This is a genomic window from Clostridiales bacterium (genome assembly GCA_014799665.1).
Taxonomy (GTDB): Bacteria; Bacillota; Clostridia; order Christensenellales; family Pumilibacteraceae; genus Anaerocaecibacter.
The window spans coordinates 101,567-123,552 of sequence record JAAVHP010000002.1 but is presented as its reverse complement, the minus strand read 5'-3'; the positions used below and the strand labels follow the sequence as shown (position 1 = coordinate 123,552).

The window sequence follows — 21,986 nt, the reverse complement described above, 5'->3', positions numbered from 1 at the left end:
AATTATATTAAATGGAGATTTTATGTTGTGTTTTGATTAATAATATGGTATAATAGAACCAACTGCAAATATGGTTAGAAAAAATAATATACATTTGCGGTAAAGAAATCGACAAATCAATCTGTGATTGTGGTATAATAAATATACTGTTTGAACTCGAATACGTTTGGTCTACTTGCACCGAGCATATCCGTTCGGGAGTGACAAGGAGAAAAATATGCCAAAATATAAAAAACAATATTACGGGGAATGCGGCGCTCGAAGCAGGAGTGCAGTATTTTCCACGGTTAAAACGCACCTTTTTTTGTGCGTGGCATTAATTTTGGCATTGACATTGAGCTTTGTCCTCGGTATTGCCTGTTTTGCCGTGCCGGCGTTTGCCGACGAGGCGCAATCTAACAGTCGCACGTACAAGGCGGGTGTTTTCAGCTTCGAGGGCTATCACATGAAGGACGAGCAAGGCAGGCTGAGTGGCTACGGCATCAGCTTTCTTAATCTCGTTTCCGAATATTCGCGGCTCAATTTTCAATACATAGGCTACGACAAATCGTGGGGCGATATGCTCACCATGCTCGATAACGGCGAGATCGACGTGGTGACTTCCGCCAGCAGGACCAAGGACCGCGAAGAAAAATACGACTTCTCCCTGCCGATCGGCAGAAGAAAAACCGTTCTGTCCATCCGCGTCGACAACACGGAGCTTCACCGCGGCGATTACAGCTCTTACGACGGAATGACGATCGGTCTTGTTGCGGGCAGCAGCCAGAACGACAGCTTGCCGGAATGGGCGGAGCAAAAGGGTTTTACCTATAAGACGAAGGAATACGCCAATTCCGACGATCTTGCCGCGGCTTTGCAGAGCGGGAAGATCGACGCGATACTTTCCAGCAACCTCAGGAAAGCGGAAAACGAAAAGGAACTCGACGTTACCGCAGAGGACGATTTCTACGCTATCGTCAGAAAGGGCGATACCGCGCTCCTTGACGAGATCAACTACGCGATCGAGCAAATGGATATCAACGAGGGCGACTGGAAAAACGTGCTGTTCTACCAGTATTACGGTGCGGTTTATTCCTCGGCGTTGTCATTTACCGAGCGCGAGAAGGAATATATCGCGCAGGTAAAATCGGGCGATAAAACGATTAAGATAACCGCGCGCGGCGACCGTGCGCCCTATTCCTATACTGAGAACGGCGAGCTGAAAGGCATTATGCCCGACTACTTTGCCGAGCTCATGAGGCTTGCCGATTTGCCATACGAGCTCGTTGCGCTCGAAACCGCGGACGACTATCATGCGGTTGCCGTTGCGAACGGCGTAAACGTTATTATCGACAGCACGGACTCCGACGATATCGTAGAGGACGTCGTTTCTCACGGCTTCAACACCAACAGTTACATGACGGCGAGAATGGCGCGAGTAACGCGTCAAGATTTCAGCGGCAGCATTAAAGTTGTTGCGGTGGCGGAGTCTCAGGGCAAAGAGCTTATCGAGGGTTATTTGGGCGGATATACCGTCAAGAGCTATCCCACGGGCGAGGACGCTATGCACGCCGTGCTTAACAAAGAGGCGGACGCCGCGTACGTTTACGCCTATTCCGCTCAGGCATATATAAATCACGATTCCACCAATTCGTTGTATTACAATTCGTTGAACGGCATGAGCACGTCGTTCAGTATGCATATAAGCGACAGTACCGATCACGAACTCGTCACCATACTGAACAAATGCATCAAGCAAACTCCCGACGAAACGCTCAATCAAATCGCTTCCAAGTATATTTCTTATTCGGGCGATATCAGCTTCGGTCAGTTCTTGAAAGAAAACCCCGGGCTGATAGTCGGCGTAGTCATAGCGCTCGCAATAATTGCGTTCGTTATCGTTGCGCTTTATATGCGTGGGCGCTGGAACAAGAAGATGCTGGAAACGACCGAGCAGTCGAACAAGAAGATGGCGGAGCAGCTCGCTATCGTCGAGGCGCTGAGCCGCGACTATGCAAATGTTTACGCCGTCGACGACGAAAAGTCCACCGCGAGAATTATCAAGCTGGAAGGGTACGTCGTGGAAGGGCTCAAAGATCACTCGGACGAAGAATACGATTACTGGTCCATTCTCGAACGGTATATCCATACTCGCGTTCATCCCGACGACCGCGAGGAGCTTACACAGGCGCTCTCGCTCGATAAAGTAAAAGAGCAGCTTGCGGCAAGCGGCGAATATACGGGCACGTACCGCATACTCGACTGCGGCGAAGTTCATCATTACCAATACACGTACTTAAAGATTACGGGCGGCGATAAAGAAAAGGGTCACGGAGATTTTATCCTTGTGGGCTTCCGCAATATCGACGAGCTTATCCGCAAGGAGCAGGAACAGAAGGACGTTCTGTCGGAGGCGCTTGCGCAGGCGCAGTACGCCAATAAAGCCAAGACCACTTTCCTTAACAATATGTCCCACGATATCCGCACGCCCATGAACGCAATTATCGGCTTTACTTCTTTGGCGTCGACCCATCTCGACAACAAGGAGCAGATACGCGATTACCTGGGCAAGATCATGACCTCGGGCAACCACTTGCTCAGCCTCATTAACGACGTGCTCGACATGAGCCGTATCGAGAGCGGCAAGGTCAAGATCGAGGAGAAGGAAACGAGTCTCCCCGAGATCATGCACGACCTAAAAACCATCGTTCAGGCAGACGTCAAGTCGAAGCAGTTGGAATTCTATATCGATACTCTCGACGTGACGAACGAGACTATTATTTGCGACAAGCTTCGGCTTAACCAAGTGCTGCTTAATCTTTTGAGCAACGCCATGAAGTATACCAAGCCGGGCGGCATGGTTAGCGTTCGCGTTATCCAGACCGCCGAGGCGACCGACGGTTATGCCGATTACAAGTTCAGCATCAAGGATACGGGCATAGGCATGAGCCCCGAGTTCTTGAAGCACGTTTTCGAACCGTTCGAGCGCGAACAGACCTCCACCGTAAGCGGCATTCAGGGCACCGGTCTGGGCCTTGCTATCACCAAGAATATCGTAGACATGATGAACGGCACGATCACCGTCGAGAGCGAGGTCGGCAAGGGCTCCGAGTTTATCGTAACCTTACGGTTCAGGGTCGCCGACGCGCCCGTCGAGTCGCAGAGGTTGGAGCAGCTCGCGGACCTCAGAGCGCTCGTCGTGGACGACGACGTGAACACCTGTATCAGCGTCAGCAAAATGCTCTCCGCCATAGGTATGCACCCCGACTGGACGACGCTCGGCAACGAGGCGGTTATTCGCACGCAGTTCGCGTTGGAACAGAACGAGCCGTTCAGCGCGTATATAATCGACTGGGTAATGCCGGACATGAACGGCATAGAGCTCGTTCGCCGTATCCGCAGGATAATCGGCAACTCGACGCCCGTCATAATTCTGACGGCATACGACTGGACGGATATCGAGGATGAAGCGCGCGAAGCGGGCGTTACGGCGTTCTGCTCCAAGCCGTTGTTCCTTTCGGAGCTGCGCAGTATCCTCGCCGCACCGTACGCGGATAAGAAAGCCGAGCAGGAACAGGAAAAAGCCGAGATACGCTTTGACGGCAAGAGGATCTTGCTGGTCGAGGACAACGAGCTCAACCAAGAGATCGCGCAAGAGATCTTGGAGAGCGCAGGGTTCACTATCGACACGGCGGACGATGGAAGCGTAGCGGTGGAAAAGATGAAAAATATGCCCGCCGGCTCGTACGATTTGATACTCATGGACGTGCAAATGCCCGTCATGAACGGTTATGAGGCTACCCGCGCCATTCGTGCGCTGAAAAGCAAAAAGAAGGCGTCTATCCCGATCGTCGCAATGACGGCAAACGCTTTCGACGAGGATAGAAAGGAAGCGCTGGACGCGGGCATGAATGGGTATGCGGCTAAGCCGATCGAAATAGATAAGCTGATGGAAACGCTGAAAACGCTCCTTAAATAAGCTTGAGGCGAAGTCGGTTAATCGGTGACTGTTATGGATTTGAACTACGTGGAAAACGATACGGACGTGAGCGCGCCCAACAAGGAGTACGCTCTGCGCGGCGTTCTTAACGCAATGTCAAGTGGAAAAATCGGTCCCATGAGCTTGAAGCTCGATTTGGATATCGGGTACGCGCGCGCGGCGCTTATTATAGATAAGCTTAACGATAACGGAGTGATAAGATATAACGCCGAGAACCCCGAGGACGCGAGGTATGACATTATAGTATCAAAGGATGAGTTGGCGGATAAAATCGAAAAGATTTTTCAATAAAACTTCAAATAAAATCGGTCCGTAAGCTGTAAAGTTTATGGGGCGATTTTTAAGTGGTGTAAAGAAATTAATAATGTATATAAGAAAAATAGAGATTCTTCGCTTACGCTCAGAATGACAGGGATAGCGTCAAAGTGGCGTAAAAGAAATTAATAACGAAACGAAATTACTAGGGTGGAGTCTCAAATAAACTTCCTACGCAAACACCCGACAATAAAAGTTTCTTGCTTACTTCTTTTCAAAGAAGTAAGTGCTTGACAAAATTCGCATATAGCGGTATAATTATACAGCACGGAGACGCAAGGATAAATGAAGAACTATTATCAAATTCTCAATATCAAGCCGACGGCGACTGACGAAGAAATCAAGCGCAGTTACCGCGTGCTTGCCAAGCGTTATCACCCCGACGTCAACCCCGGCGACGCAGACGCGGCGAGTAAGTTTTCCGACATAAACGAGGCTAACTCCGTTCTGTCCGATCCCAAGTCACGCGCCGAGTACGACCAAAAGCTCAAAGAAGCCGCGGCGCCCAAACCCAATCCCGAGGACATAATAGCGCGTCAGCGCGCACAGGCACAGGCGGCAGCGCGCCAAGCCGCAGCGGCACGGCAAGCGGCGGCGGCACGTCAGGCGGCATACAGAGCGGCGGGTGGCATGGGCGGTCCATCAATGGCGCGCGTGCGCGCACAGGCACAGTACCAGAACGCACAGGCACAGGCTCAGATCCAAGCGTTACGCGAGCAGGCGTTCCACGCGGGCCGCGAGCACGGGTTCGCCGAAGCGAAAGCCGCGATTGCCGCAGAGAAAGACAAAATCAACGCAACCATACGCGAGCTCCAAGCCGAGAACAGACGGTTGAAACAAGAGAACGCCTCGATAGAACGGTTTAAGAAGCAAGCGGAATCCGCCGAACAGGACAGGCGCGATCTCGAACAGGAATTGTTCAACCGCGACCGCGAGCTTTCGCAAGAAAAGCTTCGCGCCAAAGAAATGGAAGAAATGCTTCGATCGCTGCGCGAGAACGAGGGCAACCGCAAGTCTGCGGTGCAGAAATGCAAGGCGGAGATTGAGAGTCTTAAAGAAAAGCTTTCAGCGGCGCAGAAAGAGGCAAAGACGGCGACCGACGAGAACGCCGAACTCAAAAAACAAAATACCGAGCTGAGCGAGCAGAAAGCCAAGCTCGAACAAGAACTCAAACAATCCGAAATGACGAGCACCGCGCAGCTCCAGCTTCAACAGGATAAGCGCAAGCAGCTTCAAGTCGAGGTCGAAGAGCTCAAACGCCAGCTCAACGACGTCAACGCCGAAGCGACCGAGCTTCGCGGCGAAATAGAGCAGTGGCAACAGTACGCGCGTAGCGAGGAGTTCATTACCGATACCGAGCGCAAGCTCGAAGAATGGGCGAAAAAGACCCAAAACGACCGCAGGCTTGCCAAGTCGACGCTATACGGCGCGCTCGGCGTACTCATTTGGTCGACCGACGAGGAAATCAAGATTGCGCACTCCAAGCTGGTCAAGCGCTATTCGGGCAAGACGGATGACGCCGTCGTGGAAAAGCTCAAACGCGCAGAGGAAGCCTATGCCGTTTTGTCCGATCCGCAAAAGCGCGAGGAATACAATGCGTCTATCAACATCACGCCCGAGCGTATCGCCGAGGAGCGTAAGCGCATCGCCGATAACGAGAGCCTTACCGAGGAATACCGCAATCGCTTAGCGAGCAAGGAATTCTGGGCGCACTACGACGAGCTCAACGCTCAGGCGCTCGAAGGCGACGTCAACGCGCAGTTTGCTATCGGCGAGCTGCACTATCACGGTGAGGACGTCGACAAAGACTTAGAGCAAGCGGCGTTCTGGTTCAAGGAAGCCGCCAAGCAAAAGCACCCCGACGCTATGTACTACCTGGGTCTTTGCTTTATCCGCGGCGAGGGCGTTGATAAGAACGAGGAAACGGGAAACGGGTTTATCCGTCAGGCCGCTAAGCTCGGCTCCAAGCTCGCCAATCAGTACATATCCGCCGAGGAAAAGAAAAAAGCCGCGGCGGTAAAACGCAGCACCACTACCGCAAAAAAAACAACTACCGGAACAAAGCCGACAACAGGTACGGGGAACAAATAACAATTAAAAATTAATAATTAAAAATTAAAAGGCGATTGATCCGTATAGTTCAATCGTCTTTGTGTTTTCGCCGCAGAACGGTAGGTATCACTCGACTGCTACGCGGTGATTATAGAGTGTGTAAGCAGAACGAACCAATGCCTTTCCCTCAGGGGGAAGGGGGACCGCTTCGCGGTGGATGAGGTGAACAATTCAACCTTATTATTTATTGATTATGGTATAGAATAAGGATAAGATTAAACACCTCATCCGTCACTTCGTGACACCTTCCCCCTGAGGGGAAGGCTGAATAAAGATATTAATAAAGTATTGCCATTACTCGGGTGAAACAACCAATACTCTACCCAATTCCACACCCGACACTAAAAGTTTCTTGTCTGCTTGTTTCAAGTGGCGTTAAAGATATTTATAAAGCATTGCCATTATTCGGGTGTAACGTAAAATAACAACTTTCGCAAACACCCGACACCAAAAGTTTCTTGTCTACTTCTTTTCAAAGAAGTAGGGGGAACTATTTCTTAATAAACGTAAGACATTCGGCAGTACCGTCGTCGGCAGTGGATACGGTAATACCGTTGGCAATGCACTTGCACGAATGATTGAACAAGCAGGGCGCATTGCACTCGACCTCGGTATCAACTGTAAAGTTCGGCTTGGAAAACTCCGCCGCGATCTCGGTGTTAATGTTCCTGTCGCCGTCGACTTTTTGATAGGTCGTGCAGCAGGTCCCCGTAGAAACCGCAATATCCTTTGCGCAGCAGCAATACCCGTGATTGTACGCGCAATCCTTTTGTCCGCATTTAAGATCGTACATGGTCAAACTCCTCGTAGAAAAAATAATTGTAGAGTTATTATTCCCATGTGCTCGATTATTATACACGCCGTATCTGCTTACGCGGTTGCAAAACATATCGAATTGTGGTATATTAGAACTATGCTCAAAGCCTTGCGCAAAAACTCGATAGAACATAGCGCCGCACTCGCCGAGCTCAGGCGCGTGCCGCAGTACGCCGTTCCGGTGTACGAGCTTTTGTCGTACGCGCTCGTGCCGCTATTTTTGATCATGGCGGGCGCAATGCCGTCGTCGGCGCTCATGCTCATGCCGATAATCCTGCCCATGCTGTACTTGCTTTACAGGCGGTTCGGGCTGTACCTGCCGCTCGGCTGCGTGATCGCGTACGGCGCGTGCGCGCTCACTCTCAACTACGATATTCTGACAGTGATATACTCGGTCGCATTGTTCTTCGGGCTGTGTGGGCTCACACTGTCGGCGCAGTTCCCGCACTATTTGGCGTGTGCGGCGATCGCGGCGATAAGCGCGGTAAGCGGCGCGCTTGTCGGTGTGGGAATAGTACGGCTCGTTGCGGGCGTTCCGATCGCCGAGATCGCGACGAACTACGCCAGCGCCGAGTACGCCGACCCGATCATCGGTTGGCTCGCGCGCAGCTACTATAACGGGCTCGACCTGCCTATCGATATTCCCAAGCTAATGCCGACCGACGCCGGCTATACCGACGCCGTTAAGCAATTCTTCGGCGAGTACGCGGGTGAGGAATTCGGTCCGTATATCTGGTATTACTGCCTGCACTTCGGCGGCGTGACGGGCGGAGTCGGGTTCGTGCTGTCGGTGATCATCAACCGCCGCACGGCAAGCTTCAACGACTTCGGCACGACGGAAGCCGAGCTAAAACTAAGCACGCGCGCACTCGGCGGGGTAAGGGTCATGACTACGCCGCTTTCGCAAATGAGTATGCCGCGCTCGTACCTTTGGTCGTGCGTTCTGCCCGCGGCACTGGCGGGGATCGTGCTCGAATTCGTCGGCGGGTTCGAAGCGCTCGCCGCCACGTTCATGCACGCGTTCGCCACGCTCCCGTCGGCTTTAACGTGCTTCGCGCTATTGGTGTATTTCTCGTCGCTGTTCAAGGGTAAAGCAAAAATCGCCGCGACGGTCGTAGTCGCAGTCATCGGCGTAGTTATGGTGATCTTTCCCATGGCGCTGTTCATACTGTCCATGATCGGGCTGTGCGATTGCATACTCAATCTTCGGTGGTGGACGGAGTTTATCATGAAAGATTAGTAAAATCAACGGCAATAAAAAAGTCGAACTCATAGCAGGCGTCACGGGTTCGACTTTTTTAATTACATTAAAGTTAGTTCGGCGTATTACTTCTTGGACTTGATATATTCGTCCGTAAGCTCTTTGGCGCGTTCGAGCGTAGGTCCGAAGCCCTCGGACAAGAGCTTGCCGTTGAACTCGACCTCGTTGTATTTTTCACCTAATTCTTTTTGTGCTGTTTCGTGAAGCGAGTTGATATAATACATTCCGTAGCCGTAGGGCACGTATGTCGCGGGCATTTCCATCAGCACTTCAATTATGCCGCGCGCGGCGTCTTCGTCGAGCCCCAATTCCACATAGTCGCTGACGTCGTAGCCGAAGTAGTTGATTTCCAAGTCGCGCAAAAGCATACCTAAATAGCCGCTGTACATATCACAATAGCTGTAATCGCAGTAGAGTTGAAGCGCCTCGTTGTCGGTCGTCGACATGATGTGATCCCAAACGGCAAGCTCGGTGTAGTTCGACCAGCCCTCCGAGAACGCAGTGCACGACATAACGGTAGGCAACAGCCCCACGCCCTGCTCCTTAGCTTTAACGTGCGCGTAGAGGTGTCCCGGATAGCCCTCGTGCGCAATGGTAGTAAGCAATTCTGCGGGGTTATTTGTCGTGGGATTGAGCGTGATGTACTCGTTCGAGTTATTCTCGTCGATCGGCGAACGCACGTAGTAGGCGAGTGCGGAAGTGCGCCCTGCTACGGTCTCGTCCATATACTTAAAGCCAATCTCCGGTACGGTTGCAAGGTCGGGGACGATGTTCTTCGCCGCTTCCCGAAGATATTCGAGCATTTGTTGGGGGGTCGTCATGTCCATAATGCCTTTCTCGCCATTTTTATAGGCATAGAACTCTTTGAATGTTTCAGGTGCGGTTTCTTCGAGCGCGGCTATTTCCGTGATGATATCATCGGCATACGTGCCGTAGAAAAACGCCTCGGTCGCTAAATCTTCATAGATATCCTCAAAGTCGTGGTATGACACGTTCAAGCCCGTAAGGTTGTTAAACCGCCACGTGTAGTATTCCCTGCCGACCGAACCGTAGGACGCGAGATAGCCACGTGTCGTGGTCGTGACTTTGCCCTTAAAGAGATCGAGCCCGTTGCGCAAAGTTTTTACGCCCGTCATGAAATGCCCGTCGAGCGCGGTCTTGAACCGAAGCTTGTAATAGCTCTTGCGCTCGGTCGTGAGGAAATTGACCGCGTCGATTTTGTCGTTGATATACGAGTATAAGTAGTAATCGTCGCCCGCATCTATAACGTCGTCGAGATAATCCTGCATGGCGCAGATCGTGTAGTCGTACAGCGGATAGCCGTGCTCGGCGCGGTCGGCGGCGTAGTCTATATACGTGTCGAACGCGTCGTCGGTCGAAATCGTAACGTCCAGAAGATCTTCTATGTCTTCCTTGGTGCGGAATACATAGTTCTCGACCGAATCGGCGAACGAGGCTACGTATCCGCCCTCGCTGTCGATATACGAACCGCTTATGAGATCGAGATCGACGATATTGGGCGAGCCGTAATAGTCGGAGTATGATTCGCAAACTTTTATCAGCGCGCGGTAGTCGAGCGCCGCGGTCTCGTTCATTCGCGAAACGTTGAATTTTTTGAGCTCGTCGTTGATTTGGTCAAAAAGGTCCGCCATCTCTTTTGCGTCGGACTTGGTGATAGGGTAGTACGAGTACCACGACGGCGTATAGTTTTCGGGGCGCGAGTAGCCGAAACTGCTCTTGGGCGTAACCGCGAATGCGTTCCAGGCGAATATATCTTGACCGAGCAACGCGACTGCGAGCGGTTCCGCAAGATCATTGGAAACGTAGTTCGATACTGCCTCGTACGAGCCGTCCTGGCAGCCGCACAGCCCGACCGCGCACGACGCGGACATCACTGCGCCGAGCGCACAGGAAATTATTTTGGTTGATTTTTTCATAGTATCGCTCCAAAAAATTATTAGTGAGTTGTAAAACCTATACAATGTTACCATATTTTTAATATGAAATCAAGTCGTGAAAAGACAATTTTCGACTCTAATCAAATTTTAATATAACCGACGGAAAATGGGAGATAAGGAAAATTTTTTGCACCGAAACAAAAAAGCAATGCGATTTTACTTTACAAAAACAAATGAATATGATAAAATTAAACCCGAACAATTCCCATGGGGATATAGCTCAGCTGGTAGAGCGATGCGTTCGCAACGCATAGGTCATGGGTTCGAGTCCCACTATCTCCACCAAGACAGCCCGCAAAATGGCGGTCATTGACCACCAAGCGGGCTTTTTTATTGCCTTTTGACCACCGCGCCCCGCGTTTTACTTGGTAAATCGGGGGTTTTGCGACCACTTCGGCGTTTTTAGATTTGGTGGGAAAGAAAACGCCTTTTGCGTTTTCAATATTGTAGCTTTTTCGCTTCGTTTATAAGGTACTCGTCGCTTATGTCCGTGTATGTATCGGCAAGACCGCCGAGCGCATGACCGACAAATAAATTTCGGGCAAGTTCGCTTACACCGCATTCTTGACAACGTGTATAAAACGTCGTTCTTAAATCGTATAGCTTATGCCCGCCGAGAATATAGCAAAACTTTTCGCGTATGCGGTTTGCACCGTAAAAGCGTAGTTTGTTTATGCCGTTGAGATACGGCGCGAGCATGGGCGAAATAGGTATGCGCTTGTAATGTTCCTTGCCGTCCTTTTGCTTGCTATTCCGTGCGACAATAAATGCACCGTCTATTTTTGCCGTCTTGTACTCATTCGGGCGTAGTCCCGTATATAGCGCAACGGCGAACATAACTTGATACGCGCTTCCGCTTGTCGCTTGCAATAGTATCGCTTCTTCGCTTTTGCTTAATGCCTTGCCGTGCTTGCTTTCGTGCTTTTGTATAAATACCACGTCGCACGGGTTTTGCGTTATGTGGTGGTGCTTTATCGCCATTTTCATTACAACGTTTATAAGCGTGTAGACTTCTTGGCGCGTTTTGCCTTTGTCGGCAAGTCCGTCAACTATCATTTGCACGTCGGCGGGCGTGATTTCGTTTAATGGCTTATCGCCCAATACGGGCAATATGTGCGCGTTATAGCGGTATGTATCGGCGCGCTTTGTTTGCTCGCACACTTTACGCCAGCGGAACGTATCGAAATAGTATTGCGCAAATTCGCCGAACGTCGGCGCGCTCGGCTTTGCTTCCACGCTCGACGCGACTGCAGGCAAGCTCTCTATTCTTTCGAGCCTGTCCGCGATATCGTCGAGCCGTTCGGCTATTCGTGTGAGTAATTCTATTTCGGTCATATGTCCTTATTCTCGGTTAGTTTTGAATTTGAATTCAAATTCAATTTTTCACTTTGTTGCGACGTCGCAACGGTTTTTTCAGCTTTTTTCCGCGCACGCCATGCGCGTTGATATTCGACACATCGTTCTTTATTTTTGGCATAATATGCGCGTTTTTTGGCTCTATAATCGTCAAGATATTCTTGCGATTGTCGTCGTTTATGGTCGCGCTCTCGTGCTTTTGCATTTAGCAAATCACGGTTTAACGCTGTCCACTCGCGCATTCTTGCGTTAATTTTATCGCGATTCTTTTCACGTCGTGCGCGTTGCTTTGCTATGCGGTCATCATGATTTATATAATACAATTCTCGCGCACGCGCACAACGTTTTTCGCGTGTCCTTGCATAATAATCACGCTGTTTTTCATTGTAAGCTTCGTGGTTTTCACTTCGTTGTTTTTGACAATACTCCGCATGAGCCTTTCTATATTCGGGGTCATTTTGCCAACGGTTACGAAAATATTGAAGCTTTTTATCTCGGTTACACCAATACGAAGCCCGCGCCAAAGCTCGGCAATAATCTACACGTTTTACTCGGTAATTCCGCATCCATTCGTTCAAATGTTCGCGATTAGCTTTTCGCCACGCTCGCGCCTTTTCTTGCCTTTGTCGTTCACGCTCTTGCCATTCGATATACTCGGGCGTTCGCTCTTTTGGAAATATAGCAGGGTCGTTAAGGTCAATACCACAATCGGCAAAAAGGGCTTGTATATCTAAATTATCGGGCAAATGCCAATTCGTATTCATATTTGAAAACTCCCGCATAAAATGGTATATTTAATGCTGTTGCGGTTAATCTATCACGCCAATGTTCACTAATTTGTTGCCGTGCTATGCCTTGAAGTACGCGCTTGACGCTCTTTTCGTATTCAATGTCTTTGTCGGGGTCGTATTCGGGCGCGGGTATCATAGTGATTAAAGTAGCCGTGCTATCGTCGGAAAGAAGTTTATCAAGCGAAAGAACAGCACAGCGGTTTATATAAATCGCGTTGTATATACTATTCCGAATACAACGGTAAAACGTTTTAGCGGTCATATACTTATAGTACGGCAAATCTAAATAGATTTGATTGACCATATCGCCAAACGCCCACCATTTTCGATACTTAAAACAGTACTTCCGCGCAATGCGTTTGAATTTATCGAGATTATCAAAGTACACTTGATTTATTGTATCGCGGTCGTTAGCCTTGATTTTCTCTATTTGTTCGGGCGTAATTGCCCAATGCCACTTGTCGGGCGTGTCGCTGTTGTCCGGTCGCTTATTGCTCATTCTTTGCCCCCGTGTCAAAACCGACTTTCCGCACGTTCTCGCGCTTCCTTAACGAAAACGCACCGGCTTGTGTTTCTATGCTTAAAGATTCTAATTCGATATTGCTTATAAACTCGTTTACAAGCTCCGCAACAAACTGTCGCGAATTTTCCATTTCTCTCGCTTGTCTTTTTGTCATATCGCTCCCCATAGCGTAAAGGGGCATACCGCTTTGATATGCCCCCGCGCTTTGTTGTTTACGCCTTTTCGGCTTGTATGCCGTGATAGCGTATAAACGTGCCGTTCTTGCTTCGCGTTTCTTCGCCGTAGAACTTAACGGGCATATTCGCTTTCGGCGCGGTTATCGCTTCCGTATCTTCCACGACCGACACGACCTTGCACTCGTCTTTGTAAAGCCCCGTGTCTTTGTCCTTTTCCACGCCTTCGCAAAATACGTCGTAAATGTACTTCTTTTTGCCGTCTTTGTCATAGGTGCGATAACCTATAAGTTTGCCTTCGTATCTTCCTACCATGAGATTAACTCCGCCCCTTTTCGGCATAGGGCACGCCGTATTTGTTGATGTTGTCTATATGGCGAAGTAACGCTTTTCTTGCGCGCTCTCGCTCTCGTTTGTCCGCGCGTCTTTGCTCATGTATCTTTCCGCGCTTCTCGCATTTTGCTTTGCGGTTTAATGCTTGTATGTCCGTCATGCTGTCACCGTCCTTGATGTGCTGTTACATAATCGAATAAAGCACGATACCGCCCGAATGCAATTAGGTAGTTTGAATAAATGCTAAGGTCGTGGCGTTTTTCGTCTTCCGTCGTTTTGTCGCAAGTCGCTATTTCTAAAATAACGCGCTCATACGAACAACTTAAATGCCCAATTAGTCCTATGTACTTTTGCCGAAGTGCTTTATAGTCCGCTTCCGCTTTTTCCATAGCCTTGCCTTGCTCAATGTTCCACGCTTTGATTTGCTCGTGTTCTTTCTTTGTCATTTTCCTTGACCGTCCTAAGAATTTATGTTACGCTTATTAAGCGTAATCATAATATATCACGCTTAATAAGCGTATGTCAAGCATTTTACGCGCATTAAGCGTAAAATATTATAAAATCTTTTTTCGGTGGTTTATATGGTTACACTCAACGAAATACAAAAGAAACTTGCTTCCGCTATTCGGGGCAGTGGTAGAACGCAAACAGCTATTGCAAAAGAGCTTGGCATAAGTCAACAAACTGTATCACACTACATAAAGGGCGATATTTATCCCGCGCTTGATACTCTTGCAAATCTTTGTAATTTGCTTGATTTAGATGCAAACGATATACTTTGCATTCACGAATACGCCGAACCTAAAAAAGCCGTTACGGTTAATAACAGCTTTAATAATAATTCGGGCAAGATAGATTTTAAGGCTTAATCGTCGAGTAAGCCTATTTCGTAAGGATCATATTTCCATAATTCGCTTTCGGGTATAAAATACGCCCCGCTTTTGTCGTTTGCGTATATCCATAATCCGCTATCGTACATTTTCTTTATATCGGAAAACGGTGTTTTCCTTTTAAGTGTCCTTATCGTCGAGTAGCGGACGGCGCGCCGACGGGCGCGCGGTGTCGCGGTAAACCCCTTGCGATCACCGCGCGCACTCGTCGGGGCGCGGAGCGCTTCCACGTCCTTTAATACTTCGGCGGAGTTTTGCTCGATATTCACTATGCCGTTGCCGTCATGCGTAAACACCGCAAACTTTTTGCGCGGGTCAAGATAAGATACAAGCGAAACATTTGTATCTATGCCGTTTAATGCGTTTTCTATTCTTTCAACGTGCTTTTCTATTTCGGGGCGGGTTATGTTCCGCGAAACATAATAACGCCGTTTATTGAAAAATCTATCGTCGGCGTGTTGCTTCGTTATGTACTTGCAAATATAGTGCTTTGTCGCTTCGCCGTTGCCGATTATGCTTAACGTGGAAAAACCTTTTTTCCACGCGCCTATATTCCATATCGCTTTGCCTTTTTTGTGTATTTGCTTTCCGCGCTTATTTAGTGCGGGCGTTGCTTTTAGCTCGTCGAGCGTTATTCCACCTATGAGAATATGAAAATGCAACCCGCCTTTCTTGTGGTATTCGGGTACGGTAACATAATACATATTCGGGAATTGCTTTTTAACGTCGTTTGCCCATTGACTATACTTGCGCTTTGTCGCGCTGTCGTTCATGCGGTCAATTTTATTGGCGTCGAATGTCAGCGTTACAAAATAGGAAAAATCGTTACACTTGCAAATGTCGTACAACGTTTGACGCGCTCGGCGTGCCGAACGGTTATAATCATATTGATTGCGGGCGCGTAATTCTAATGACAGTAACTTGTATTTGCGCGTATAGTTTTCGTCGTAAAGTCGCAAGGCGTTGATTTCGTTAATTATGGCACGTTGTTCTATTTCTCGCTTTATCTTGTTTATGTGCCGTGTATGTATTGCCTTTGCGATTGAAGTCGGTGTTATTTCGTTGTTTATCTTTATTCGGGTTTCGTGTGAGCCGTCCGCAAATAGCTTTTCGGTAATGTAGGCTACTTGCATTTGCTTTTCCTTTCGGGGTAGTGGTATCGGCTTTGCCGTTCTATTGTCGCGTACTTGTTTGTTGTCAAGCACCTTTCGCGGCATAAACCGCTTCGCTATTTATTCCACGGTGTGCTTGACAACAAACATTTTGCGGTGTTCTTTCGCCTTGCCGAAGCAACTCAAAAGAATGTGCCTTTTCGGGTTGCTTCGGTCGGCTCATTATACACCGCAAAACCGTGCGCTTGCTTCCGTTGGTATTCGGCATTTTCTTTTGCCTCGGCAATCTAAAAGAATATGCCGTTTTTATTCGGGCTTGACAGTCCTTTTGAAATGTGCTATAATTCGGGTATTCCGCAAGGGTTTTTGGCGGGGTTTTAGGTGGTTTTTTCTAAAAAGGCTTCGAGTCCCACTATCTCCACCACGAAAAAAGCACCGAGAAGTCGGTGCTTTTTTCGTGGTGGAGATAGTGATTAGGTTTACGAGAAGTGCGCCCACTGTTAGTCGAATACAATAATACAAGAAAAAGAAAAGTTTATACCGATTATTAAAAAGCACTTTTGGGCGCAAGTTCGCTAGACGCTTGCGCGAAGCGCAAAGTCCGCCCGCGTTTTCCGCGGGCAATCCCACTATCTTTTAATTAATAGTTAAGAATTTTGCTTTTGCTCGTAGACTACATATTTATCTACTATATCGGTTGTAGTGCGTAATCTAAATTTCTTTTCTATATAATCTTGTAGAGCCGTATACAACCTGCAAAATTCGTCATCTAATAATAACTCTTTGCAATATATTCTTACGCTATCTATAAATGCGCTTGCGATTTCTAATGAAATCGGTAGTTTCGTTTGTATTCTTTTCATTTTCGGGTAATCTCCGTTTTAGATTGTTCGGGCAATAGCGTCACTACTATTGGCAGTAGAAATAGTATATACTACCATGGGTAGTAAGTCAAGCATTTTACTACCGATCGTAGTAAAATAGTTAAAAACGTTTTTAGGGCGGTTTGAATGGTTACTATCGAAAAGATCAAAAATAAGGTATCTGCGGCTATTAAAAACAGCGGCATGACGCAAAGCGCGATAGCTCAAAAAATCGGTGTATGCCAACAAGCGGTATCTCATTATTTGAAGGGCGAAAAGCTACCCGCGCTTGATACGCTTGCCAAATTGTGTGATTTGCTCGATCTCGATGCAAACGATATACTTTGTATTCATGAATACGCCGATAAATATTGATACGTAAAGAGAAAAAGATTTTAGGAGTGATGTAATATGGGCGTGTGGAATCCGTGGAGAGGATGTAAGAAATGCAGTGACGGTTGTTTGCATTGCTATATTCATAAAGGCGATGCAAAAAAAAATATTAATACAAATGAAATTATAAAGACGAAGGACTTTGAAAAGCCGATAGAGAAATTAAAAAACGGCAGTTTTAAATTAAAATCGGGACTCGTGTATTTATGCTTTTCTACCGATTTTCTTATCGAAGAAGCGGACGAGTGGAGAGGCGAGTGCTGGAAGATGATCAAGGAAAGACAGGACTGCACGTTTTTGTTTCTGACCAAAAGAATAGACAGATTTATGATATGTATTCCTAACGACTGGGGCGAGGGATACGATAACGTGGTAGTATGCTGTACTATCGAAAATCAAAAAAATGCCGATCATAAATTATCTATATTTAAAGACTTGCCGATAAAGCATAAGTGCATAACGGCGCAGCCGTTACTGGAAAGAATAGATATCGAAAAATATCTTGACGGTATCGAGTTAGTCGTAGTGGGCGGAGAGTCGGATATAAACGCAAGAGTATTTAATTACGATTGGGCATTGGATATTCGAGAACAATGCATTAGAAAAAACGTTAATTTCGAATTTAGGCAATGCGGAACTTATACGTTGAAAGACGGAAAACAATATAAAATTCAAACAAAAGACTTGTGTAAGCAAGCACGCTTGGTAAATATCGATTATAAAAGCAATCGATAAATCTTGTTTTACCAACCATTCGCCATAGCGCTGAAATAGGTTTATTGTTTCCGTTCTTTTTACGTTATAATCATTTATAAAGAATATACGAGGTCATATATATGGAGTACACAATTAAACAAGAACGGTTGACGACGAATGAATATATCGATTTTTTGAAAAAGACCGATTTGGGTTCACAATATCCAAAAGAGAGATTTCTCGAACGAATACAATTGTTGTTGAGCAAGGCTTCCCTTAGCTTGGTTGCAAGAAACAATTGTAACGGGATAGTCGGGGTTTGCTTAGGGCTTACGGATTTTTCGTACTGGCTGTTTATTACCGATTTAGGTGTTGTTAGAGAGTGCGCAGGACAGGGTATCGGCAAAGCGTTGGTGAAGACTATGCACGAGTTAGCAGGCGGTGAGAAAAATATTGCTATGTATACTTGTGCGAATGACGGCGCAATTGGATTCTATGAAAAAATCGGCATGACGCGTTCGAGCGACGTTATGGAATATAACCATATCGAATGGACAAGTTTCACGGTCGAATAAATAATGTTAGTTTTCGTTACGTTTGCTTGACGATTGACGAAAAAAGTTTAAAGTCGGTATGAGTATGTATAAATCACTTAAAGTTTTATTTTTGGATATAGACGGCGTTTTGTGTTTGCATGAATACGGCGTGATCAATTGGGACGATAATATCGACGACTACGTTTTCGACGAGCAGTGCTGCCGCCGTCTTAAAGAAATAATGGACTCTACCGGCTGCAAGCTTGCGCTGTCGAGTTCTTGGCGGTTGCAAAAGAAAGACTGCTTGAACATTCTGCGGCAGCTTAAACCGTTCGGTATAACGAGCGCGGACTTTATCGGCGGCACGCCGCTGTTGGAGCACCGTGGCGATGAGATAATGACCTTTGTCGAAAGTCATCCCGAGATCGGCGTTTTCGTCGCGGTCGACGACGAGGACTTTTCGGGCGACCGTTTCCCTGCGGACAGACTCGCTTTGACCAAGATCGAGCGGGGCATTACCGGGCCTATAAAAGATTTGATCATTCAAAAACTGAACGGAGTTTCGGATTGATCGTTTGTCGCATTTTTACAATACAAATTCTTTAAGCAATGATATAATCTATAAAAGGGAACACCCGCAAAGGAGATAGTTATAATGATTAAAATTACGCCTAACTTCCACTTCAACGGAAAATGCGAACAAGCCATTCGCTTATATGAACAAGCATTCGACGTCAAGGTGGAATGTTTACTCCGTTATAGCGACGCTCGACCGGAAGACTATAATAAGAAATTGACGAAAGAGCAAAGTGATTATGTTTATCACGCGGAGCTTTATATCGGCGATCAAAGAATTATGATGGCTGATGTTATGGATATCGATCTTAAACCGAGTCGTGCGCTTTCGCTTACCGTTACAATGGAGACAAAGAACGACGTTATAAAAGCCTTTGAAGCTTTGAAAGACGGCAGCGAAATAATATATCCCATTCATAGTACAACATATAGTTCTTGTACTTGCAGTCTTGTAGATAAATTCGGATTTCGTTGGATCATTATGACCGAACAGACGGAACGATAGCTTTTGCGATTATTAAAAATCCGTTTTTGATTGCTACTGTTATACCGTAAACAAAAATCTCCGATAAGGATTTATCTTCTTGTCGGAGATTTTTTAAATCAAAAACGGTATTTTCTGTCACCGTATTTGGAGTGTAGGTGATGCGTAACTATGCCGTCGATCAGTGCGATGAGCAGCACTAAACCGGATATAACGGTTACGCCGATTGCGCCGTTTATGCGCGTAAACACCTCGCCGAATCCGCTGTTTGGAAGTCCTATCCAAAACAAAAGCAAGACTATTATGCCGAGTAGAATTTCCGCGCCCCACACAAACAGGAGCCGCTTTAAGAAAGTCGTGCCGTAATTGCCCACCAGTATATTCATGCCCGCCGCAAACGTAACGGAAAAGAAGGCGTAGAAGCAAGCGCAAATGATCGAAACGAAGGGGGCGGAGCTAACCTTTTCGACGTCGGTCGGGTCTTGCGGATTTATGTAGATTTCGGTAGTTTTTCCTACGTTGGAGTACGCGCTGTAATATTCGTGTCCCGATCTATCCGTGAACGTATACTCCTCGCCGTCGACCTCGTAAGAAATGATATAATAGTACGAAGTTTTAGCACTCCATCCACTGCCGCCCGACGAGTGCTCTACCTTGATATCTACGATAGTCCCTTGCATTCTTAAATAATTGAGCTCGTAGCTGCGCATTCTCACGGTATGCCAAACGAAGAACCCGATAAAACCAAGAAAGAGCGCGAGCGAGATCGCAAGGAATATCCAAGGGCAATCTTTTTCTTGTTTACTCATGATTAAATTATAAATTTAAAATAATTTTTTGTCAAGCGATAGGCGGATTGGGCCGCGTCAGGTTTTTTCAAAGAGTTTTACAAATTGTTTAACATTTTACGGCGGTGACGGCATATTATATATTATCGCAATGTTTTCATGTTGGCGGAAAAATAAATATAATATAGGAGATATTTCCATGGAAAAGATCACCCCTACAACGACCACGTCTACCACTACGACCACGTCTACTTCCACCCCTACGCCCGCGCCCGCGCCCGCACCGGTAACGACTACGCAAAACGCGGAAGAGATCTGCGGCTCGGTGAATATCCTCGACACCACGCATCTTAAAAATCTCGTTGACGATCTTTCCAAGCTTTACAGCACGTCCGTTTGCACCAAGGTCGCAAAGGACACGAAGATCGCGGCGGAGAAACGCCTTATCGAAGCGATCCGCGCCAATCTCGATCGCTACGAGGGCTAAGCTTAATTTTTAATCTATTACGCAAAGGCACGCTACGGCGTGCTTTTTTGTTTTTAATTTACTATGGTTTTTGTCTAAATTCGGTTTACGGCGTAGGGTTGCTTGACATTGCTATTCTTTATTGCTATAATTAGCCGTAGAGTATTTGAATTCTAATCCAATTCTAATATTCGGCTAATTATTGCTTAACATTCTTAATGTAAGATATATTCGTAAGAGTACGCTCGTACGTTGTTCGGAGGACAAAGTTTTGGTTGTATATTCGGTTTTGATTGCATACGGCGTTATCGTGTTGATAGCCGCATTGCTATATATACCTAAATATGCACAGATTTGCGGAACGCTTAAACGTCCGTCGCGAAAGGTCGCGACTGCTAAGCGTAAGATTTCGCTTGTCATTCCGGCGCGGAACGAAAGTAAAGCCATAGTCGATTTGTTTGATTCGATTTTAACTCAGGACTACGACAAAGATTATTTCGATATTAACGTTATAGTAAAAGACGAGAACGATCCCACGATCGAGATGGCCAAAAAAATCAACGCCAACTATTTTGTCGTTCCCGAGCAAAAGTGCAAGGGCGACGCGCTCGACGGGTATTTCAAGAGTCTTTCGCCCGAGCAGATGAAAAGCTACGATGCGTTCGTGATCATCGACGCGGACGCGGTGCTTACGCCGAACTACGTAACCGAGCTTAACAACGCGCTCGAATACGACAGGCAGATTTTTGTCACGCGCAAGTACATAAAGAACTATCTCCACGGCAAGAAGTGCCGCAGCTTGACTTGCAATTGTGCGGCGCTTGTTTATCCCGTTCTCGACGAGGTAGGGAATATGTACCGCGCGCGGAAAAAAATTCCGCTCAACTACTGCGGACAAGGTCTCATGCTCAGGCGCGAGGTGATCGAACAGCTCGACGGCTGGCCGTACCGCAGTCTTACAGAGGACTACGAGCTTAAAATGGACAGCTTGCTCCGCGACTTTACTTCCTTGTATTATCCGTATGCTATTATTTACACGGAAGAAGTCGTCAAGCACAGGGACAGCTACGAACGCCGACTCAGGTGGGTCACCGGCTACTCGCAGTGCGACAAGCGTTACATGAAAGACGTAAAAGCCAAGATCAAAAACGAGAAGGGCAGCGCGGCGCTCAAATTCGATTTTTTGCATTACAAATTCCCCGTGTTCCTATTCCTTATGATAACGGTACTGACCGTGCTTACGGGAGTAGGGCTTGCCGTGTTCTACGCATTGCTGGATAGCGAGCAGCTTTGGCACAACGCGCTTATATACCTTGTGGGGCTGCCGTCGGTGCTTTTATATTTGGTTTTGTTCGTTTACGGGCTGATTCTCATGCTCAGCTACCTCGACGCATTGACGGCGCTCTCGGGCTGGGAGAAATTCCTAACCTTGCTCGTAATGCCGTTCTTCCTACTTGAATTCGTGCCGCTGTACGTACAGAGCCGATTCCGCGCGAAGAAGCCGCAAAAGGATTGGCGGCAGTCAAACCGCATAGATTATTCCAAGCTGGACGGAAAGAAGTAAT

24 protein-coding genes and 1 tRNA gene are annotated in these 21,986 nt (G+C 47.4%); 13 read left to right on the top strand and 12 right to left on the bottom strand.

The window, feature by feature from the left end; translation table 11 throughout:
* The first annotated feature begins 322 nt into the window (after positions 1-322).
* The 3 genes from HDT28_00605 to HDT28_00595 all read left to right on the top strand — a co-directional run bounded on the left by HDT28_00605 (position 323) and on the right by HDT28_00595 (position 6,385).
* Positions 323-3,958, top strand: coding sequence for a response regulator (locus HDT28_00605; protein ID MBD5131088.1), 3,636 nt, complete (start codon positions 323-325; stop codon positions 3,956-3,958).
* 33 nt (positions 3,959-3,991) lie between these two features.
* Positions 3,992-4,270: a hypothetical protein gene (locus tag HDT28_00600; GenBank protein MBD5131087.1), complete on the top strand. Its 279-nt coding sequence runs from the start codon at positions 3,992-3,994 to the stop codon at positions 4,268-4,270.
* A 309-nt stretch (positions 4,271-4,579) separates the two neighbouring features.
* A complete protein-coding gene (locus HDT28_00595; GenBank protein MBD5131086.1) occupies positions 4,580-6,385 on the top strand; it encodes a DnaJ domain-containing protein in 1,806 nt (601 codons plus the stop codon).
* 511 nt (positions 6,386-6,896) lie between these two features.
* On the opposite strand, the gene HDT28_00590 is transcribed toward HDT28_00595, so the two are convergent.
* Positions 6,897-7,199 (bottom strand): DUF1540 domain-containing protein, encoded by a 303-nt coding sequence (locus tag HDT28_00590; protein ID MBD5131085.1) that lies wholly within the window; start codon positions 7,197-7,199, stop codon positions 6,897-6,899.
* A gap of 120 nt (positions 7,200-7,319) precedes the next feature.
* Between HDT28_00590 and HDT28_00585 the strand changes: the two genes are divergently transcribed.
* Entirely contained in the window at positions 7,320-8,462 is a 1,143-nt protein-coding gene (locus HDT28_00585; GenBank protein ID MBD5131084.1) for a hypothetical protein, read from the top strand.
* A gap of 86 nt (positions 8,463-8,548) precedes the next feature.
* Here HDT28_00585 and HDT28_00580 read toward each other — a convergent pair whose 3' ends face one another.
* The gene (locus HDT28_00580) at positions 8,549-10,420 is read right to left on the bottom strand and encodes a DUF885 domain-containing protein (GenBank protein ID MBD5131083.1); all 1,872 of its coding nucleotides are present in this window, start codon (positions 10,418-10,420) and stop codon (positions 8,549-8,551) included.
* 230 nt (positions 10,421-10,650) lie between these two features.
* On the opposite strand from HDT28_00580, the gene HDT28_00575 reads away from it, so the two are divergent.
* A tRNA-Ala gene (locus HDT28_00575) sits at positions 10,651-10,726 on the top strand.
* A 153-nt stretch (positions 10,727-10,879) separates the two neighbouring features.
* Here HDT28_00575 and HDT28_00570 read toward each other — a convergent pair.
* Genes HDT28_00570 through HDT28_00540 form a run of 7 tightly spaced genes read right to left on the bottom strand, consistent with a single transcriptional unit; the run spans position 10,880 to position 14,063 of the window.
* The gene (locus HDT28_00570; GenBank protein ID MBD5131082.1) at positions 10,880-11,776 is read right to left on the bottom strand and encodes a hypothetical protein; all 897 of its coding nucleotides are present in this window, start codon (positions 11,774-11,776) and stop codon (positions 10,880-10,882) included.
* Positions 11,773-12,561: a hypothetical protein gene (locus HDT28_00565; GenBank protein MBD5131081.1), complete on the bottom strand. Its 789-nt coding sequence runs from the start codon at positions 12,559-12,561 to the stop codon at positions 11,773-11,775. The genes HDT28_00570 and HDT28_00565 overlap by 4 nt, the downstream gene beginning before the upstream one ends.
* Positions 12,533-13,087 (bottom strand): hypothetical protein, encoded by a 555-nt coding sequence (locus HDT28_00560; protein ID MBD5131080.1) that lies wholly within the window; start codon positions 13,085-13,087, stop codon positions 12,533-12,535. Before HDT28_00560 ends, HDT28_00565 begins: the two co-directional genes overlap by 29 nt.
* Positions 13,077-13,265, bottom strand: coding sequence for a hypothetical protein (locus HDT28_00555; protein MBD5131079.1), 189 nt, complete (start codon positions 13,263-13,265; stop codon positions 13,077-13,079). Before HDT28_00555 ends, HDT28_00560 begins: the two co-directional genes overlap by 11 nt.
* Before the next feature lie 58 nt (positions 13,266-13,323).
* Positions 13,324-13,599: a hypothetical protein gene (locus tag HDT28_00550; protein ID MBD5131078.1), complete on the bottom strand. Its 276-nt coding sequence runs from the start codon at positions 13,597-13,599 to the stop codon at positions 13,324-13,326.
* A gap of 4 nt (positions 13,600-13,603) precedes the next feature.
* Positions 13,604-13,777 carry a formate--tetrahydrofolate ligase gene (locus tag HDT28_00545; GenBank protein MBD5131077.1) on the bottom strand — a complete coding sequence of 58 codons (174 nt, stop codon included), beginning with the start codon at positions 13,775-13,777 and terminating at the stop codon, positions 13,604-13,606.
* 4 nt (positions 13,778-13,781) lie between these two features.
* Positions 13,782-14,063, bottom strand: coding sequence for a hypothetical protein (locus tag HDT28_00540; protein MBD5131076.1), 282 nt, complete (start codon positions 14,061-14,063; stop codon positions 13,782-13,784).
* A gap of 135 nt (positions 14,064-14,198) precedes the next feature.
* Here HDT28_00540 and HDT28_00535 point away from each other — a divergent pair, with 135 nt between their 5' ends.
* Complete coding sequence (locus tag HDT28_00535; GenBank protein MBD5131075.1) at positions 14,199-14,486, top strand: helix-turn-helix transcriptional regulator; 288 nt, start codon at positions 14,199-14,201, stop codon at positions 14,484-14,486.
* On the opposite strand, the gene HDT28_00530 is transcribed toward HDT28_00535, so the two are convergent.
* Both HDT28_00530 and HDT28_00525 read right to left on the bottom strand, forming a co-directional pair.
* A complete protein-coding gene (locus HDT28_00530; protein MBD5131074.1) occupies positions 14,483-15,640 on the bottom strand; it encodes a hypothetical protein in 1,158 nt (385 codons plus the stop codon). The genes HDT28_00535 and HDT28_00530 overlap by 4 nt on opposite strands.
* Before the next feature lie 626 nt (positions 15,641-16,266).
* Positions 16,267-16,482 carry a hypothetical protein gene (locus HDT28_00525; GenBank protein MBD5131073.1) on the bottom strand — a complete coding sequence of 72 codons (216 nt, stop codon included), beginning with the start codon at positions 16,480-16,482 and terminating at the stop codon, positions 16,267-16,269.
* A 147-nt stretch (positions 16,483-16,629) separates the two neighbouring features.
* Here HDT28_00525 and HDT28_00520 point away from each other — a divergent pair, with 147 nt between their 5' ends.
* The 5 genes from HDT28_00520 (at position 16,630) to HDT28_00500 (ending at position 19,188) form a co-directional block, all read left to right on the top strand.
* On the top strand, positions 16,630-16,857 hold the full coding sequence (locus tag HDT28_00520; GenBank protein MBD5131072.1) for a helix-turn-helix transcriptional regulator: 228 nt from the start codon (positions 16,630-16,632) through the stop codon (positions 16,855-16,857).
* Positions 16,858-16,893: 36 nt separating this feature from the next.
* On the top strand, positions 16,894-17,610 hold the full coding sequence (locus HDT28_00515; GenBank protein ID MBD5131071.1) for a DUF5131 family protein: 717 nt from the start codon (positions 16,894-16,896) through the stop codon (positions 17,608-17,610).
* 101 nt (positions 17,611-17,711) lie between these two features.
* Positions 17,712-18,146 carry a GNAT family N-acetyltransferase gene (locus tag HDT28_00510; GenBank protein MBD5131070.1) on the top strand — a complete coding sequence of 145 codons (435 nt, stop codon included), beginning with the start codon at positions 17,712-17,714 and terminating at the stop codon, positions 18,144-18,146.
* A gap of 58 nt (positions 18,147-18,204) precedes the next feature.
* Positions 18,205-18,678 carry a hypothetical protein gene (locus HDT28_00505; protein ID MBD5131069.1) on the top strand — a complete coding sequence of 158 codons (474 nt, stop codon included), beginning with the start codon at positions 18,205-18,207 and terminating at the stop codon, positions 18,676-18,678.
* Between the two features lie 84 nt (positions 18,679-18,762).
* Entirely contained in the window at positions 18,763-19,188 is a 426-nt protein-coding gene (locus HDT28_00500) for a VOC family protein (GenBank protein ID MBD5131068.1), read from the top strand.
* A gap of 98 nt (positions 19,189-19,286) precedes the next feature.
* Here the strand turns inward: HDT28_00500 and HDT28_00495 are convergent, their stop codons facing one another.
* Entirely contained in the window at positions 19,287-19,976 is a 690-nt protein-coding gene (locus HDT28_00495; GenBank protein MBD5131067.1) for a DUF3592 domain-containing protein, read from the bottom strand.
* A 178-nt stretch (positions 19,977-20,154) separates the two neighbouring features.
* Here HDT28_00495 and HDT28_00490 point away from each other — a divergent pair, with 178 nt between their 5' ends.
* Complete coding sequence (locus HDT28_00490) at positions 20,155-20,442, top strand: hypothetical protein (GenBank protein ID MBD5131066.1); 288 nt, start codon at positions 20,155-20,157, stop codon at positions 20,440-20,442.
* 250 nt (positions 20,443-20,692) lie between these two features.
* Positions 20,693-21,985: a glycosyltransferase family 2 protein gene (locus HDT28_00485; protein ID MBD5131065.1), complete on the top strand. Its 1,293-nt coding sequence runs from the start codon at positions 20,693-20,695 to the stop codon at positions 21,983-21,985.
* Position 21,986 lies beyond the last annotated feature (1 nt).